The sequence below is a fragment of the Hymenobacter coalescens genome (genome assembly GCF_054783195.1).
In genome coordinates this window covers 495,608-511,029 of the sequence record NZ_BAAGRA010000014.1, presented here as the reverse complement: position 1 = coordinate 511,029, position 15,422 = coordinate 495,608, and the positions used below count along the sequence as shown (strand labels likewise).

The following is a 15,422-nucleotide window of genomic DNA, read 5'->3' as shown; positions in this document are numbered from 1 at the left end:
AAGCGGTACTCCTGCTGCGCGCTAAGAAAAACGGTACCCTATCTATGATACTGTAGCAATGCCGGTCATTGACTACGAGCACTTGCCAGAAAGCCACGCGGCCTGGGTGCTCTGGGCCAACATCGCTCTTTGTCTAAATCGTATTACCTAATCCCCAACACGCTCTAAGAAAAAGCTTGCTAAGGTGTGAGGTGACCTCATATATTGACCCCTGTTTTCTTAATTCACCCGTTTTCTCAATGCCCGCTCAACTTGTACACGAGCCCGATCTGAACAGCCGATTGGGTAAACCCAGTTTCTGGTTTCCCGTCCAGCTAGTTGGAAAGATTCACTACCAAGATGGTATTCCTGAGTTCGATGAGTACCGCTCCAACATGTGGGATTCCACGCTGCTCTTCGTAAACCTCAAAATGCGACCGGAGGGCCTGGAACTCTCCACGCTGTATAAAATGAAGATGCGCAAATATGGAATTCCTTTCGCCGATATTCAACGAATCAATCTGGAGAGAGAAACCTTAGGTGATTCGTTTCTGACTATCGACCTGCTGCAAAACGGTCAAGCAGCCCAAATTGTCGGGCGAGTGCCGCGCAAAGACTACGCAGGGGTCAACAACTTTATGAAGCGTCGCCTTTCGCGCTTTATGCTGCGCTAATTCCAGGTTACCCTGCCGCTTTGTTTATTAACCATAGCGGCAGGGAAGTTCGCGTATCGTAGTCCTCGGAGTGGCAATACGGCAGCTCATCGAGAGCTGCAACTTACTCTGGAGCAACGCTTTTTCTGCTAAAACCGCGTCCGATGCGTGCCTGATCCTAATTAGGATGCGCGTCAGCCCGTTAGCTAAAGCGGCTATTCATGGCCCCGGTGGCGGCGTCCAGCTCGCTGCGCGAGGCCAGGCGGCGCTCCTCTGAGGTGCCGAAACCTACTTCCAGCTCGCCGGCGGCCAGCCGCGCCAGCACCGCATCGGCAAACTCATCCACCGGCACGCCGAACGTGTGCAGGCCCGCGCCGCCCAGGTCGGTATTCACGGCCGGCGGCACGATTTCCAGCACCTCGATGCGGGTAGCGCGCAGCTGGTGGCGCAGGGCAACGGTGAACGAGTGCAGCGCGGCCTTGGTGGCGCCGTAGATCGGGGCAAACGTGGGCGGCGTGAAGGCCAGGCCCGACGTCACGTTGACGATGGCCGCGGCGGGCTGCTGCCGCAGGTGCGGGATAAAGAGGCCAGTCAGGTGCACCGGCGCTTCGAAGTTGATGGCAATTTCCTGCTGCCGCGCGCTCCAGTCTTCCTCGTCGGCCACCTGCAGGCGGCGCTGCACGCCGGCGTTGTTGATGAGCACGTTGAGCTGCGGGAATTCCTGCGTCACCCAGTCGCGCAGGGCGGTGCGCTCGGCGGCCGAGGCTACGTCGCAGGTACGCACGTGCAGGCCGGGCAGCTGCCGCTGGGCCTCGCGGAGCACCTCGGCGCGGCGCCCCACCGCAACGACGGTGCTGCCGGCCCGCACAAAGCGCTGGGCCAGGGCAAAGCCGATGCCGGAGGCCCCGCCGGTGATGAGAATGGTATTGCCAGCCAGGTTCATAAGCTACGAAAATGATAAGGTGGTCAAAACGCCCGTAATACCCCTGATGCCCGGGTTTGGTTGGCCGCAGCCAGGTATTTTTCCGCGCCGTGGCACCAACGCGGCCCGGCGCATCGTTGAGCCGGTGGCTTCCGCTGCGCTTTCGTATCTTGTCAGAAGCTTAATTCGCCGTCCTGATGCTCCGTTTTCTGTCTGCCACGCTGCTGCTCCTGCTGCCCGCCGGCGCGGCCCTGGCGCAAGCCCCCGACGCCCCGGCACCCGGCCTGCGCACGTCGCCCCTGACCTACAGCCTGCACGCGGGCGCCACGTTTGCCGGCCGCTTCGGCTCGGCCACGTACCTCAGCCCGCAGGCTCACTACCAGCTTACCAACCGGCTGCAGCTGTTCGGCGGTCTTACCTACCTGCGCACCATGCCGGGTGCCGGGTACTACCGCTCGAGCCCGGAAGGCGGCCGCTCCGGCCTGGCCGCCGGCACCAACCACTACCTGCTGCAGGGCGGCGGCACGTACCTGCTCAGCCCCCGCCTCGCCCTGACGGGCAGCGCCTGGAAAGACTTCACGCCCGCGCCGCCCGCGGGCTACTCGGTCAACCCCTACGCCGGCTTCGGCAACCTGGGCCAGGGCGTCAACCTGCGCGCCGACTACCGCATCACGGAGCACCTGTCCGTATCGGGCGGGGTGCGGGTGTCGCAGGGCGCCTCCGCGCCGGGCTACGGCCCGCTGCTGGGAGCCCCGGTTGGCTATTAGCCCATTTCGCCGCTGGCGACGCAGCATTCAACAAAGCCCGGCCTCGTGCTCGGGCTTTTTTTATGACTACCGGGCTCGGGCTCCGTAGCGGCGCGCCGTCACGGCCGCAATCGGCAGGCCGACCATCAGCACCAGAATGCCGAAGTTGATAAGCACGCCCGAAAACGTCAGCGGGGCGGGGCGTGCGCGGGAAAGGGGCACCACCACCAGGTTCATCACGCTCCACACCACCGCGCCGTACAGCACTCCGCACAGCACCCAGTGCTGGCGCAGCGCCGGCACGGCGCGGGCCGTAGCCGCGTACAGCGCGGCCCACGCCGTGGCAATGAGGTAATGCAGCCCGAGCCCCAGCAGCGCCGTGCCCATCCCGCCCCGGTAGGCAGCCGGTCCCAGCAGCCCGCTGGCCACCGACTGTAGCACCTGCAAGGCGCTGGCCTTGTGCAGCAGGCCGGCAAAAACCAGCACGGCTGCCGATATATCCAGGGTGCCGGCCAGCAGGCCCGCCCGCCAGGTAGTGGCCACCACTGCAGGCAAAGGAGAAGCGCCGACGGGCGGCAGAGCGGAGGAGGCCATAACCGTTTGGGGTGCTATGCTTGGCTGAATATAAACTACGGCCTATTCTGAATCCGCCCGGTCTGTCAGGCTCACTACGGTTGCCGATTCGGCCACGAGGTAGGCGTCCAGCCCGACGGAGGCATCCATGGTACACTCCAGCGCATCGGCGGTGTGCGCGAAATCCATGCTGAAGATGACGTTCTGATGCCCAAAGCCTTCCAGCTCCAGGGTGGTGATGTTGGCAAAGCGCAGCGTCAGCCAGCAAAGCCCGGCGGGGCCCGCCGGCGTAGCGGGGGCCCATGTTTTGAGGACAAAGGTGGCCGAAGGGAAGTAGCCGGGGTTGGCTTCAAGCGTCACGCGCACAATTTCCGCGTCGTGGAAGCTGGGCCAGCAACCGAAGCGCTGCCAAACTACTTTTGCGTGGTGGATACGGGGCAGGGCGGGCATTTCTGCGGACATAGGCGGGGCGGCGGGTCGTGGGCAGCGAACCAAAGTACCTACTAAAAACGTCTTTCCCACCGGCCTATTGGCCCACCTCGCCCGGCCGCAGCCACCTTTTCCCGCTTTCCGCGTACTGCCTAAGTCTCTTTCCGCCTCTATGAATACTCCGAACCCAGCTGCCGATACCAAGCTTGCCCCCGACGTCATCCTGATCGGGGCGGGCATCATGAGCGCCACTTTGGGCATGATGCTCAAGGAGCTGCAGCCCGATTTGCGCATTGCCGTGGTTGAGCGCCTCGACGTGGCCGCCGCCGAAAGCTCCGACGCCTGGAACAACGCCGGCACCGGCCACTCCGCCTTCTGCGAGCTGAACTACACGCCCGAGCGCGCCGACGGCAGCATCGACATCAGCAAAGCCATCAAAATCGCTGAGCAGTTTGAGCAGTCCAAGCAGTTCTGGGCGTACCTGGCCCAGACCTACGCCGTGAAGGAGCTCAGCCGCTTCATCAACCACGTGCCGCACCTCAGCTTCGTGTGGGGCGAGGACAACGTAAACTACCTGCGCAAGCGCCACGCCGCGCTCGTGCAGTCGCCCTTGTTTCGGGGCATGCAGTTCAGCACCGATAAAGCCGAGCTGCAGCAGTGGATGCCGCTGGTGATGGAAGGCCGCGACCCGCAGCAGCCCGTGGCCGCCACCCGCATGGACCTGGGCACCGACGTGAACTTCGGCTCCCTGACGCGCGGCATGTTCTACCTGCTGCAGGAGAAGCCCGGCGTCACGTTCTACTTCAACCACGAGGTGGACAAGCTCCGGCAGAAGGAGGACGGCCTGTGGCGCCTGCGCGCCGAAAACCGTGCCACCGGCCAGAAGCTCAAGCTCAAGGCGCCCTTCGTGTTTATCGGCGCGGGCGGCGGCTCCTTGCCCCTGCTCATCGCCTCGGGCATTCCGGAGGGCCAGGGCTTCGGCGGTTTCCCGGTGAGCGGGCAGTGGCTGAAGTGCCTGAACCCCGACATCATCGCCCGCCACGACGCGAAAGTGTACGGCAAGGCCTCCGTCGGCTCGCCGCCCATGTCGGTGCCCCACCTCGACTCGCGCGTCATCAACGGCCGCAAGGAGCTGCTGTTCGGGCCCTACGCGGGCTTCAGCACCAAGTTCCTGAAAAAAGGCTCGTTCCTGGATTTGCCGCTGAGCATCAAGCTCGGCAACATGCGCCCGATGATTATTGCGGGCCTGAAAAACATTCCGCTCACGCGCTACCTCATCAACCAGGTGCGGCAGTCGCCGGAAGACCGGCTGGCGGCCCTGCGCGAGTACCTGCCCGAAGCCCGGGCCGAGGACTGGGAGCTGGAGGTGGCCGGACAGCGCGTGCAGGTCATCAAAAAAGACAAAAAGGAAGGCGGCGTGCTCGAGTTTGGTACCGAAGTGGTCAGCGCCGCCGACGGCTCCATTGCGGCGCTCCTAGGGGCGTCGCCCGGCGCGTCCACGGCCGTGAGCATCATGCTGGGTCTGATTCAGAAATGCTTCCCGCAGCAGGCGGCTACGCCCGAGTGGCAGGCCCAATTCCGGCGGATGATTCCCTCCTTCGGTCAGTCGCTGAACGACAACCCGGCTTTGGTGGAAGAATTGCGCGCCCACACCGGCGACGTGCTGGGGCTGAACGCCTCGGTGAGCAGCTAGCCGCGCCGCCCCGGTATTTAGCACGCAGTATAGCACGCCCCCGACAAGCTGTCGGGGGCGTTTTCGGCTACGGCCCGCCATTCGCTCATACGCCAACGAGGGCTGACCACTAACTGTCAGCCGGTTACATCATACTTAACGTAAGCTTAACACCAATTGGCGGCTCATGCAGGCGGCGTCTACGTATCAGGAAGTGCTGCTGGCCGGCGCATGCGCCGCGCTCCGGTCGGCAGCCGTTCCGCAACCCCGCGGCGTCGTCCCTGAACTGCTAATCCCGTGTATTCCATCACCCGCTATAACCGCGCCGTCCGCCGCAACGACTTCGTCGTGTACGCGCTGATGGCCGCTGCCGGAGCCTGCGCCCTGCTCGTATCGGTAGTAAATTGATCCATGGCCGCACCTTGCGGCCAGCCCGACGGGCCGCCCGGCAGTAGTGCCGGACGGCCCGTCGGCTTTTAGCGCTCCGGCAGAAACACTTCGGCCAGCATGCACCGGGCACTGCCGCCGCCAATGGTTTCGATGGTGGGAATGGGCAGAGGCAACAACTCGCAGTAGTGGCCCAGTTCGGCACGTTGGGCCGTCGTCAGGGCCTCATAAGCGCTTTGCGACATGGCCAGCAGCTCGCGGCCCGCGGCGGGCTGTACCGTGAGCATATTGCCGGCAAAGCGCTCCACCTGGGCCAGCGTGATATCCACTATGTGGTGGCCGGTAGCCGTAAGCGAATCCACCACGTGCGCCCTTTCCTTTTCGTCGGCAATGCTTTCAAGGCACACCACGGCAAACTCGGCGCCGATGCACATCATCACGTTGGTGTGGTAAATGGCCTGCCCGTGGGCATCCAGGGCGTGAAAAGCGACGGGCCGGTGGTCCAGCTGCGCGGCTACTTCCCCAAACAGCTCCGCGTCGGTGCGCGGCGACAACGCAGCGTAGGCCACGCGGTGGTCGTGGTCGAAAATAATGCTGCCCGTACCTTCCAGAAAGCGGCCCTGCGCTTCGTAGCCCGAGAGGTCGATGATTTCGCGCAGCTCGAACTCCTGGCCCAACGCCTCCAGGATGTCAGGGCGGCGCTCGGCCCGCCGGTTGGGCGCGCACATGGGGTACAGCAGCGCGCGGCCGTCGGGGTGCAGCGTAAGCCAGTTATTGGGAAACACGGCGTCGGGCTTGGCCGGCTCGGCCGTATCATCGAACACCCGCACGCGCACCCCCCGGCCGCGCAGGGTGCTTACCAGCTGATCGAACTCGGCAAAAGCCCGCTGCTGCACCGCAGCGGCATCGAGCTCCGCTGGCCCCTGCTGCTGGAAGTGGTTGGAGGCGGCGGTTTCGGCATTGAAGCCGAAGCGCGCGGGCCGTACGACAAAAACGGTGCGGGCAGACTGCATGGGTGTGAAATAGGATAACGGGGCCGGGCAAATGTAGGGGCCGCGCAGTTGGCAGTGGCTCCCGATAACAGCGTCAGTCGCCCCTGCGTAGGCAGCACAGCGGCCTTTCAGGCGCGTCCCATACTTTTACCCCACCCCGCCTTCAGCGGGGCCATTCCCATCCGCTTCCCATGATCCGACTCGAACGCTTCACCCCGGCCGATTTCAACCAGCTCATTGAATGGATCAACAGCGAGCGGCTCATGCAGGAATGGTCTGGCTCGCTGTTTTCGTTTCCCCTCACCGAGGAAAGCCTAGCGTGGTACATCGAGGGCGCCAACGACCTGAAAAACCCCGACGTGTTCGTGTACAAGGCCGTCGATTCCAAAACCGGCGAAATTGTCGGGCATATTTCGCTGGGCAGCATCAGCCCGCGCGATAAGTCCGGGCGCGTGACGCGGGTGCTGGTGGGCAACCAATGCGCCCGCGGCAAAGGCGTGTGCCGGCGCATGGTGCAGGCCCTGCTGCGCATCGGGTTCGAGGAATTGGGCCTGCACCGCATCAGCCTGGGCGTGTATGACTTCAACGAGGCCGCTCTGAAATGCTACCTCAAAGCCGGCTTCACGCAGGAAGGCGTGCTGCGCGACGTGGTGCGCCACGGCGACGAGTATTGGAGCTTGGTGGAAATGAGCGTGCTGGAAGACGAGTGGCGCGCGCAGCAGGCCGCTGCTTCAAAACCTGCTCAGGCCGACGAAACGGCCAAGGGACGCAGTGCCGACTTAAACTCGTAGGCAATAACCCGCCTATAAGGGCCGACACCGCTGGCCACTTCGCGGGCCGGCCTCACGCCGCCGCAGATCCATTGCGCTCTGGGCACAAAAAAAGCAGCATGCCTTCCGGCATGCTGCTTTTGCTCTTGCAAGCGTCGTAATTACGAAGCGCGGCGCACCTTTACGGCGTTCAGGCCTTTACGGCCCTGCTCCACTTCGAATTCAACCTTGTCGTTGTCACGGATTTCGTCGATCAGACCGGTAACGTGTACGAAGATGTCTTCGCCGGTAGCGGCGTTGTTGATGAAACCAAACCCTTTGGTCTCATTGAAGAATTTTACGGTTCCCGTCTGCATGATGCTTAGGATGTGAATGAGATTTAAGCAACTAGCAGCGGCACCCTACTTGAATTCAGCACGCGAATCAATTGTAGTGCAACGGGGCAACTTGCCTTAAACACTGTAAATGTAAGGCTTATTTGTGAGAGTTTTCGCTACGCCCGCTGAAAAACCCCGCTGCTTGCGTTTCGTCCGGCCCGCTTCAGCCCCGCGCAAAGCAGCTGGCAGCCTCCCCTCCCCTTGACCAGCCAAGCCAGGCACCACAAATCAATACTATTGTTAACCAATAATTTATGCCTTTTAAAATAGTCTTCCACCGGCACCACCTGCGCGGCTCCTACCGGCTGAATTTCCTGGCCATAGCCCCGGTGGTGCGCTCGTAATTAAATCTTGTAAGCCTTCACCGAGTCGACGTCAAACAGGTAAACCACGCTGTCAATCGGGTCGAAAATGTAGTCCGGGGTACGGTTTTCCACCTCCACCTGCCCCTCCACCTTGCCGGTGGCCTTGTTGATCTTAAGCAGCTTGAAGCGTCCCACTTCGTCGCGTTCGGCCTTGGTCAGCACGATGTGGTGCCGAAGTCCGCTCAGCAGCGTCGTCGGGCGTCCGGCAGCGCTGCTACCCGCCTCGAAAGCGCGTTGGTTGGCAATCCACGACTGCTTGGCGGCCGGCATGGCATTCGTTTTGGCCTGCGTGGCCGCGTCGACCGCCTGCGCGGCCGAGTGGCCCAGGATGGCACCGGCCACCACCGGGGGCGGGGCGAAGTAGTGGTTGTACACAATGCGGCCGCTGAAATCAACCTTCACCACCGACTGCGCCGTCACCACGGCCACCCCGTCGTCGAGCAGCTCCAGCTGGGGGGCCTCGCCTTCGAGCAGCTTGATGGACAGCTTATCTTTCACCAGCAATGTTTCCTCGCCCTTCTTCAGGTTGACGCGCCCCAGGTAGCCGTTGGCGAAGAAGTAAGTGTCGTCGTTGACTTTGAGCTTGGCGCGGCCAGCCGGGTCGAAATACTTTGTCTTGCCGGTTTGGGCGTAACCTTTGGGGTTGAAATACTCCACGCAGGAGGCACTCAGCAGCCCGATGCCGCCGTCGTTGGCAAACAGCTGCACGTTGTCGCCGCTGGTTTTGAAGGTCTTTTCCGCCTTCAGAGCCAGGCTGCCCAGGTCCACCAGCTTCACCGATGAGCCGCCGCCCACGACGAACAGGTCGGTGCCATAGGGCTGCATGGCGCCGGCGTTACTGATGCCCACGGTGGCCGTGCGCAGCTCCTGGCAGGTATGCTTGTCGTACAGGGCCAGGGTCAGGTCGCGGTCCTTTTTGCCGCTCTTGCCGATGATGAGCTGGTCGGGGGCGACCTCCCGGTAAGTCACCACGGCGCCGGGCAGCTCCTTTTCGCCGGTGAGCTTACCGGTTTGCAGGTTGATGCCGGTCAGGTAGCCATCCTTGAGCACGCACAGGTGGGTGGCGTTGCCAAACACTTCAAACGTCGGCTCGGTGGGCAGCAGCAGTTCGGCCACCTTCGGCGAGGTCTTCAGCGGCACGTTGTACACCAGCTTGCCGGTGCCAGGCTCCAGGGCCGATACGCCAAAGGACGACACCACCACCACACGCCCGCCGGGCTGCGGCATGATCTTGATGGGGCGGGCCCGGCCGGCGGAAATGCTGAGCTCGGCGAGGCGCGTGCCGGAGGTCCTGTCGAGCACCAGGGCCTTGGTGCCCGCGTCGGTGGCTTCCCACACCACCGTGTTGGCAGCGTCGATGACGCGGTTTTCCAGCTGCTTGATGGCCGGCGGGCTGTACACCGCTTTGCCCGTTTCGGAATTCAGCACCACGGCCTGCGGGTACTCCGAAAGGGCCGAGCCCGTCACCACCTGGATCAGCGGGCCCGCGCCAAGCAGGCTGGCCGACTTGGTTTGCTCCACCTTGGTGAGCCAGCGCGGCTTGCCCGTGTTTTTGGCCAGGCTCATCACGAAGTTGGCCTTCAAAATCAAAATGTTGCCATCCGGAATGATGTACTTCACCGGGGCCGGGCCGTTGCGCAGCGTCGTCCAGATAACGTGCCCCGGCTCGGCCTCCGCGGCAGGTTCGCGCACCATTCGCCCCACGGGCTTGCTGGGCGAAGGGCTCGGCGCAGCGGCCGCAGGAGCCTCTGGCTTTGCCGGTGCGGCCGGTACCGGCGCCTCAACCGCGGGCGCGGCAGCCGGCTCTGCAGCAGCAGGTGCGGGCGTAGCCGGAGCAGCCGTGTCCGCAATTACCGGCGCGGCCGTTTCGGTGGGTTGCGCTGCCGGACTGGTTGCCGTGGCCGCGGCTGCGGACGCAGCACTGGCTTCGGGCGCGGGCTGCACCACGGCCAGCTGGGTGACTGGCGCCGCTGCCGCTCCCAGCGGCTGCCCACCCGCCGGCTCGGGAGTCTCCAGCGCGGGTGAGGTGGTAGCCGGAGCGGGCGCGGCAGCAGGAGCCGGGGCCGCTAGCTCGGCCGGAGCAACGGCTGCTGCCGGTGCTCCGGCCACGGGGGCGGCTTCCGTTGCCGGGGCCGCGGCGGCCACCGGCGCGGCCGCTGAGGGCGGGCTGCTGCCTGCCGTCACCGGGGCTGCGGGCTGCTCAGCCGCCGGAGCCGATGCACCTAGTGCCGGCGCGGCGGCTGCGGGCGCACTGGCCGGTGCCGCAGCGGCCGGGGCAGCTGCGGGGGCGGCGGCTGTTTGCTCCGGCACGTTGAACTTCTCGCGGCGCCCCTTTTCGTAAATGATCATCCACACGTCGGTTTTCCGCACGTTGTAGATAGGGCCATCAAGAAAGTCGAACAGGCGGTATTTGATGTGCTCGTCGGTAATCTCAATGACCTTGGAGCTGATTTCCGACTTGTCGTTCTTGATGATGACGTCCTGCGCCTGGCTGCTGGTGGCCGCCAGCAGACCGAAAGCGGCCAGCACGGCCGTGCGCCCGGCCCAACCAGGACTTATTGCCCGGAGGATGGGGGCAGCAGCCAGCCAAAAACGAGTATAGCGTTGCAACATAGATGCAGGTGTGCGGAGAAGGAAGCAAAAAGGCAGAAAAGCCTTGCCAAAACGCAAGGCCATTCTTTCCATAATGCAAAGTAACAAAAAACATTCACCATCCCCAAGCGCCACATTGCCGCTTTGATCTTCACAGCTGCTGTTGTTTCAGCAAGCAAAGTGCGCCGTTTGGCGGGCTACAAATCGCCTTTTCCAAGGCTGTGGCAGGCATGCACGGCTTGTATCACATGAAAATGCTATAGACAAACCGGGTTAAGTACAGCTAAACTTGCAACGCCGAGAAGGTGCTGTTTTGCTGATAGCACCGCTCTTCGGTTTCGCACGCACTTTTCCTACATCCCCAGCTATGAAAACCAACCCAGTAGCCATCATCGGTGGCGGCCCCGCCGGCATTGCCGCCGCCAAATCCCTCCTGGAAGATGGCCTGACACCCGTCATCATCGAGCAAAGCAGCGGCATCGGCGGGCAGTGGAACCAGGGCGCGGCCCACAGCGGGCAGTGGCCCGAAATGCACGCCAATTCCTGCCACATCAAGATGTCCTTTTCGGACTACGATTACCCGGCGGGCACCCAGATGTTTCCGACCAACCAGGAAGTGCTGGCGTACCTGCGCAGCTACGCCCGGCACTTCGGCGTGGACGCCCACGTGCGTCTTAATACCCGCGTGGAACTGATCAGCCGCGGGCCCGAAGGGCAGTACGTTATCTGGACGGTCGATCAGGCCGGCAAGCGGCGTACGGAGGTGTTTTCGCACGTCATCGTGGCCTCGGGGCGCTACAACAAGCCGCGCTACCCCGACACGCCCGGCCTCGACCACTTCCACGGCCGGGTGCTGCACTCCTTTGAATACCGCGGCCGCGAAGCTTTCCGCGGGCAGCGCGTGCTGGTGGTCGGCAACAGCATCAGCGGGCTGGAAATTGCCAGCGACCTAGCCCGCAACCAGGACACGACGGTGATTTCCTCGTGCCGCAAGCCGCGCTACATCGCCCGCAAGGTTATGCACGGCCTGCCCACCGATCAGCTGGCCTTCACCCGTTTCGGGGCCTACATCAGCCAAGCACTGCCGCCGGCCGAAGCCATGGAAGGCCTGAAAAGCCTTATTCTCAGCGCGGTAGGCAACCCCGCCGACTACGGGGCTCCGCGCCCGGCCGACAGCATTCTGGAAGCCGGCATCTCGCAGTGCCAGGATTACCTCGACCACGTGGCCGCCGGCCGCATCCAGGCCGTGACGGGCGTGCGGGCCTATGCCCCCGGCATGGCGGTGCTCACCGACGGGCAAGAGCTGCGCGTGGATGCCGTCATTCTGGCCACGGGCTACGAGCTGCACCTGCCCTTCCTGCACGAAGACATCCGCCGCACCGTCAACGCCGACCACGCGCACCTCGACCTGCACCAGTTCACGTTCCACCCGGGGCTGCCCAACTTCGCCTTTATGGGCCTCTACCAGCAAATCGGCTCGTACTTCGTGACGGCGGAGCTGCAGGCCCGCTGGATTGCGGCCTGCTGGAGCGGTGCCCGCGCCATGCCTACGGCCGACGAAATGGCCACCGGCATTGCCGAGTTCCGCCAGCTGAAGCAGCACCGCGACACGATGACCTGCCAGGAAATGGCCGAAATGCTCGCGGCGAACCTGGGCGTCGCGCCCACGCTGGAAAAATACCCCGAGCTGGCCCAGGAGCTGTTCTTTGGGCTGCTGGCACCGGCCCAGTTCCGCATGGAAGGCCACGGCAGCCACCCCGACGCCCGTGCCCGCTTCGAGCGCAACGCGCGCCACTTCACCGGCGGCCAGGCCGTGCCGCTCAACGAGCAGCAGCTTGGCGGGCTGCAGATGCTGGCCGCCAAGCTGCCGCAGCGCCAGTCGTTGCAGGCGCTGGTGCAGCAGTTGCAGCCGGAGGCCGCCCTTGCTTAGCAGCCGGTTTTCAGCACGACCAGCGCCGGCGGATGACAGTATCCGCCGGCGCTGGTCGTTTGGAGCTTACGCCTGGGTTTCGTCGTCGAACACGAAGGACTTGAGCAGGCTCAGCAGGCCTTCGTCGATGGCGGGCAGATAAGCATCCAGAAAGTCGGAGCGGTAGGGGTCGATGTAGCCCGCGAGGCGCCGGAAATCTTCGCCCGACAGGCGTTGAAAGCCCATGGACCAGTTGCTGAACACGCGCGCCCGGATGGGGCCGTCGGCGAGGGTGAACACGCGCGTATGCCGCTGGTCCACCTGAATCTTGGCGTAGATGTGATGCACGGCCGCTTCTTCGCCTTCCAGCACCTGCAGAAAGCTGTCGTTGCCGTAAAGCAGCAGCCCGGTTATGCCTAGCCGAGCATTGTTGGTACGCGACTGTTCCAGCAGAAACCGCAGCCCGGCGGCCGTTTGTACTCCCACCGCGGAGCTTTGGTAGACGATGTGGTGCATGTCCGAAACGCTATGCCGGACGCCTGTAGATGGTGCCCGACGCCTGGCGGTTTGCCTCTGACGGCAGCAGCCAACTCCCTTAATGTAAGCACTCGAAGGCCCGGAAACAAGCTCATCCTTCACGGTGGCGTCCCGTTGGGCCATTTGCCACCGGGGGCGGCTCCGGCCCGGCCGCTGGCGTCGGCCGCAGGGCCAGCCGCAGGCTGAACAGGGCCAGCAACAGCGTCAGGGGAGTAAATACGGCCTTCTCAAAGGCGTTGGCCGACAGCAGATTGCCAGCGGTGTTGAGCAGAAAAATCCCGGCCATGCCCCACAGGCAGCCGTTGATCAGCCGGCAGTGCACCCGTAGTTTCAACAGCCCGGCCCTGATGCCGACCACCGCCAGCATCAGCAGGTTGAGCAATACGGAAACCGTTTCGAACGCCAGCATCCGGCTTTCATCGGGCAAGCGCCCGCCCCACACAATGGCGAAGGGAATCACCCGGGCCATGACCAGCAGGTGAAACCCGACCACCAGCGCGAGGATGCTGAGCAGGCCGTACGTGGCCACGCGTTCGGACAACAGGTGCTTCATGGGCCGTGGAGAGTTTTTGGTCAGGATGGCCCAAAACTACCCGTTTGAGCGGGTGTCGCGCTATGGCCGCGTAACCGACGGCCTACTGGCAGCCCGTGGACCACCGAGTCCTACGGGCACAAAAAAAGCACGCTGTGGGGCGTGCTTTTCTACTTGCAAGCAAGTACTGCGGGGTTAGGCGCGGCGTACGTTGACGGCGTTCAGGCCCTTGCGGCCCTGCTCTACCTCAAACTGCACCGTGTCGTTGTCACGGATTTCGTCGATGAGGCCCGTTACGTGGACGAAGATGTCCTGGCCGGTAGTGGTGTCGTTGATGAAACCAAAGCCTTTGGTTTCATTGAAGAATTTTACGGTTCCTGTTGACATGATGCTTTAGGAAAGGGGTGAAAGAAAAGCAACTGACAACGGAACGCTACGGTAATTCTGCAAGCGAATGATGGTAGGTGACACGAGGCAACTTGCCTGAAAACGATGTAAACCTACGCCTTTTATTTTCGGCAGCTCCCAGAAAGAGCGGCACGGCTGCCGGCGTCGGGTTACGGGGAGCTAACGGGCGGCCCCTGCGTTAAGTTCAAAACAGCTCTGGGTTAAAATTAGCACCACCGATTGAGCCCGCGGCGTGCGGGGACATTTCGTCTGGCTACCGCAACCGTGCTACTCCAGCCCAGCCGCCGCATAACGCTGGCAGTATGGGCACTGCGCCCGGGGCAACCGTGCCGCGGATCGGAGCAAGGTCCTCGTGTAGAGGCCAGGCGGTGGGCTGCCGGTTCCGAACATACAGGAGGCGCCCGGTGCATCACGTGCGCCGCCTTTTTCGGAGCCTGAGCGACGGCATCGCACGCAGCTGGCGCGCCGGCTGGCTTGCCGGTTTGATCGGCAGGCCGCAAGTTTGCGTAGGTAGCTGCCTGACAGCCGTGCCAAGCGCCCCTTCTCCCCGCCTATGGATATCCGCCCCCGCGACAACGCCCCCGCCTGGAAGCGCGCCGCTTACCGGGTCATTTTCGAATCGGACACGCGGGCGGGCCAACGGTTTGACATCTGCCTGCTCCTTGCCATTGTGCTGAGCGTGCTGGCGGTGATGCTGGAAAGCGTGCGCAGCATCGAGGCGCAGTACGGGCCCGCGCTGCGCGTGGTGGAATGGGTATTTACCGGGCTGTTTCTGCTGGAATACCTGGTGCGCCTGGCCGTGGTGCGGCGGCCGATGGCCTACGCCGTGAGCTGGCTGGGCATCATCGACTCCCTGTCGGTGGTGCCCACGCTGGCGGCACTGGTGCTTACAGGCAGCCGCTACCTGCTCGTGATTCGGACGCTGCGGCTGCTGCGCGTGTTCCGCATCTTCAAGCTCGGGCAGTTCGTGGGCGAGGGCGAGTTTATCCTGAACGCACTCAAGGCCAGCCGCTTCAAAATCATGGTGTTTCTGACGACGGTCTTCACCCTGGTCATCGTTATCGGTACGCTCATGTACGTGGTGGAGGGCGGAGAAAACGGCTTCTCCAGCATCCCCAAAAGTATTTACTGGGCCATCGTGACGCTGACCACGGTGGGCTACGGCGATATTTCTCCCGTGACGGTGTTGGGGCAGAGCTTGGCTTCGGTGCTCATGATCATGGGCTACGCCATCATTGCCGTGCCCACCGGCATCGTATCGGCCCACATGGCCCTGCCCGCTACCCAGGGCTCGGCCTTGAAGCAGGCGGTGTGCCACGTGTGCCAGGCCGGCGGCCACCGCGACGACGCAGAGTTCTGCTGGCATTGCGGTGAGAAGCTTTAGCCCGAGCTGTCGGGCCGCGGGCCGGCGACACGAAGCCGAGCCCAGGCGCGGTGCAACGCCACCACTGCCTGACACACCGAGGCCTTGAAAGCCGTGGCCCCGGGCGGACCGGCATCTCAGCGTGCCGCTTGGCAGCTTGGCGCTAAAGACTTCGCACGATAACCTTCGCGGGCCCAACCAGGTAGTAGCAGCGGC

Annotated in this window: 15 protein-coding genes; 6 read left to right on the top strand and 9 right to left on the bottom strand. The window is 63.4% G+C overall.

Features of this window, described 5'->3' with window-relative positions; genetic code table 11:
- Positions 1 to 239: 239 nt before the first annotated feature.
- Positions 240 to 653, top strand: coding sequence for a hypothetical protein (locus ACYVKQ_RS11435; protein ID WP_460675458.1), 414 nt, complete (start codon positions 240 to 242; stop codon positions 651 to 653).
- A gap of 181 nt (positions 654 to 834) precedes the next feature.
- Here the strand turns inward: ACYVKQ_RS11435 and ACYVKQ_RS11430 are convergent, their stop codons facing one another.
- Positions 835 to 1,575, bottom strand: coding sequence for an SDR family oxidoreductase (locus tag ACYVKQ_RS11430; RefSeq protein ID WP_460675457.1), 741 nt, complete (start codon positions 1,573 to 1,575; stop codon positions 835 to 837).
- Between the two features lie 176 nt (positions 1,576 to 1,751).
- Between ACYVKQ_RS11430 and ACYVKQ_RS11425 the strand changes: the two genes are divergently transcribed.
- Positions 1,752 to 2,321 (top strand): hypothetical protein, encoded by a 570-nt coding sequence (locus ACYVKQ_RS11425; protein ID WP_460675456.1) that lies wholly within the window; start codon positions 1,752 to 1,754, stop codon positions 2,319 to 2,321.
- Between the two features lie 66 nt (positions 2,322 to 2,387).
- Here ACYVKQ_RS11425 and ACYVKQ_RS11420 read toward each other — a convergent pair whose 3' ends face one another.
- Together ACYVKQ_RS11420 and ACYVKQ_RS11415 are read right to left on the bottom strand one after the other, a co-directional pair.
- Positions 2,388 to 2,894, bottom strand: a complete 507-nt coding sequence (locus ACYVKQ_RS11420; RefSeq protein WP_460675455.1) for a hypothetical protein — start codon at positions 2,892 to 2,894, stop codon at positions 2,388 to 2,390.
- 42 nt (positions 2,895 to 2,936) lie between these two features.
- Complete coding sequence (locus tag ACYVKQ_RS11415; protein ID WP_460675454.1) at positions 2,937 to 3,335, bottom strand: Imm50 family immunity protein; 399 nt, start codon at positions 3,333 to 3,335, stop codon at positions 2,937 to 2,939.
- A 139-nt stretch (positions 3,336 to 3,474) separates the two neighbouring features.
- Between ACYVKQ_RS11415 and ACYVKQ_RS11410 the strand changes: the two genes are divergently transcribed.
- Positions 3,475 to 4,995, top strand: a complete 1,521-nt coding sequence (locus ACYVKQ_RS11410) for a malate:quinone oxidoreductase (RefSeq protein ID WP_460675453.1) — start codon at positions 3,475 to 3,477, stop codon at positions 4,993 to 4,995.
- A 455-nt stretch (positions 4,996 to 5,450) separates the two neighbouring features.
- Here the strand turns inward: ACYVKQ_RS11410 and ctlX are convergent, their stop codons facing one another.
- The gene (ctlX, locus tag ACYVKQ_RS11405) at positions 5,451 to 6,374 is read right to left on the bottom strand and encodes a citrulline utilization hydrolase CtlX (protein WP_460675452.1); all 924 of its coding nucleotides are present in this window, start codon (positions 6,372 to 6,374) and stop codon (positions 5,451 to 5,453) included.
- A gap of 170 nt (positions 6,375 to 6,544) precedes the next feature.
- Here ctlX and ACYVKQ_RS11400 point away from each other — a divergent pair, with 170 nt between their 5' ends.
- A complete protein-coding gene (locus ACYVKQ_RS11400; RefSeq protein ID WP_460675451.1) occupies positions 6,545 to 7,144 on the top strand; it encodes a GNAT family N-acetyltransferase in 600 nt (199 codons plus the stop codon).
- A gap of 140 nt (positions 7,145 to 7,284) precedes the next feature.
- Here ACYVKQ_RS11400 and ACYVKQ_RS11395 read toward each other — a convergent pair whose 3' ends face one another.
- Together ACYVKQ_RS11395 and ACYVKQ_RS11390 are read right to left on the bottom strand one after the other, a co-directional pair.
- Positions 7,285 to 7,479, bottom strand: coding sequence for a cold-shock protein (locus ACYVKQ_RS11395; RefSeq protein ID WP_460675450.1), 195 nt, complete (start codon positions 7,477 to 7,479; stop codon positions 7,285 to 7,287).
- A 365-nt stretch (positions 7,480 to 7,844) separates the two neighbouring features.
- On the bottom strand, positions 7,845 to 10,478 hold the full coding sequence (locus ACYVKQ_RS11390; RefSeq protein WP_460675449.1) for a PQQ-binding-like beta-propeller repeat protein: 2,634 nt from the start codon (positions 10,476 to 10,478) through the stop codon (positions 7,845 to 7,847).
- Positions 10,479 to 10,824: 346 nt separating this feature from the next.
- On the opposite strand from ACYVKQ_RS11390, the gene ACYVKQ_RS11385 reads away from it, so the two are divergent.
- A complete protein-coding gene (locus ACYVKQ_RS11385) occupies positions 10,825 to 12,387 on the top strand; it encodes a flavin-containing monooxygenase (protein ID WP_460675448.1) in 1,563 nt (520 codons plus the stop codon).
- A gap of 66 nt (positions 12,388 to 12,453) precedes the next feature.
- On the opposite strand, the gene ACYVKQ_RS11380 is transcribed toward ACYVKQ_RS11385, so the two are convergent.
- From ACYVKQ_RS11380 to ACYVKQ_RS11370, 3 genes are all read right to left on the bottom strand, one after another.
- Complete coding sequence (locus ACYVKQ_RS11380; RefSeq protein WP_460675447.1) at positions 12,454 to 12,882, bottom strand: BLUF domain-containing protein; 429 nt, start codon at positions 12,880 to 12,882, stop codon at positions 12,454 to 12,456.
- Between the two features lie 112 nt (positions 12,883 to 12,994).
- Positions 12,995 to 13,456: a hypothetical protein gene (locus ACYVKQ_RS11375; protein WP_460675446.1), complete on the bottom strand. Its 462-nt coding sequence runs from the start codon at positions 13,454 to 13,456 to the stop codon at positions 12,995 to 12,997.
- 174 nt (positions 13,457 to 13,630) lie between these two features.
- The gene (locus ACYVKQ_RS11370) at positions 13,631 to 13,822 is read right to left on the bottom strand and encodes a cold-shock protein (RefSeq protein ID WP_460675445.1); all 192 of its coding nucleotides are present in this window, start codon (positions 13,820 to 13,822) and stop codon (positions 13,631 to 13,633) included.
- Between the two features lie 574 nt (positions 13,823 to 14,396).
- On the opposite strand from ACYVKQ_RS11370, the gene ACYVKQ_RS11365 reads away from it, so the two are divergent.
- Complete coding sequence (locus ACYVKQ_RS11365; protein WP_460675444.1) at positions 14,397 to 15,227, top strand: ion transporter; 831 nt, start codon at positions 14,397 to 14,399, stop codon at positions 15,225 to 15,227.
- Positions 15,228 to 15,422 lie beyond the last annotated feature (195 nt).

Bases quoted from the DNA above. Each gene is read 5' to 3' on its own strand.
- ctlX (WP_460675452.1), bottom strand. From the start codon at position 6,374: ATGCAGTCTGCCCGCACCGTTTTTGTCGTACGGCCCGCGCGCTTCGGC.
- ACYVKQ_RS11420 (WP_460675455.1), bottom strand. From the start codon at position 2,894: ATGGCCTCCTCCGCTCTGCCGCCCGTCGGCGCTTCTCCTTTGCCTGCA.
- ACYVKQ_RS11410 (WP_460675453.1), top strand. From the start codon at position 3,475: ATGAATACTCCGAACCCAGCTGCCGATACCAAGCTTGCCCCCGACGTC.
- ACYVKQ_RS11390 (WP_460675449.1), bottom strand. From the start codon at position 10,478: ATGTTGCAACGCTATACTCGTTTTTGGCTGGCTGCTGCCCCCATCCTC.
- ACYVKQ_RS11430 (WP_460675457.1), bottom strand. From the start codon at position 1,575: ATGAACCTGGCTGGCAATACCATTCTCATCACCGGCGGGGCCTCCGGC.
- ACYVKQ_RS11385 (WP_460675448.1), top strand. From the start codon at position 10,825: ATGAAAACCAACCCAGTAGCCATCATCGGTGGCGGCCCCGCCGGCATT.
- ACYVKQ_RS11415 (WP_460675454.1), bottom strand. From the start codon at position 3,335: ATGTCCGCAGAAATGCCCGCCCTGCCCCGTATCCACCACGCAAAAGTA.
- ACYVKQ_RS11370 (WP_460675445.1), bottom strand. From the start codon at position 13,822: ATGTCAACAGGAACCGTAAAATTCTTCAATGAAACCAAAGGCTTTGGT.
- ACYVKQ_RS11395 (WP_460675450.1), bottom strand. From the start codon at position 7,479: ATGCAGACGGGAACCGTAAAATTCTTCAATGAGACCAAAGGGTTTGGT.
- ACYVKQ_RS11380 (WP_460675447.1), bottom strand. From the start codon at position 12,882: ATGCACCACATCGTCTACCAAAGCTCCGCGGTGGGAGTACAAACGGCC.
- ACYVKQ_RS11425 (WP_460675456.1), top strand. From the start codon at position 1,752: ATGCTCCGTTTTCTGTCTGCCACGCTGCTGCTCCTGCTGCCCGCCGGC.
- ACYVKQ_RS11435 (WP_460675458.1), top strand. From the start codon at position 240: ATGCCCGCTCAACTTGTACACGAGCCCGATCTGAACAGCCGATTGGGT.
- ACYVKQ_RS11365 (WP_460675444.1), top strand. From the start codon at position 14,397: ATGGATATCCGCCCCCGCGACAACGCCCCCGCCTGGAAGCGCGCCGCT.
- ACYVKQ_RS11375 (WP_460675446.1), bottom strand. From the start codon at position 13,456: ATGAAGCACCTGTTGTCCGAACGCGTGGCCACGTACGGCCTGCTCAGC.
- ACYVKQ_RS11400 (WP_460675451.1), top strand. From the start codon at position 6,545: ATGATCCGACTCGAACGCTTCACCCCGGCCGATTTCAACCAGCTCATT.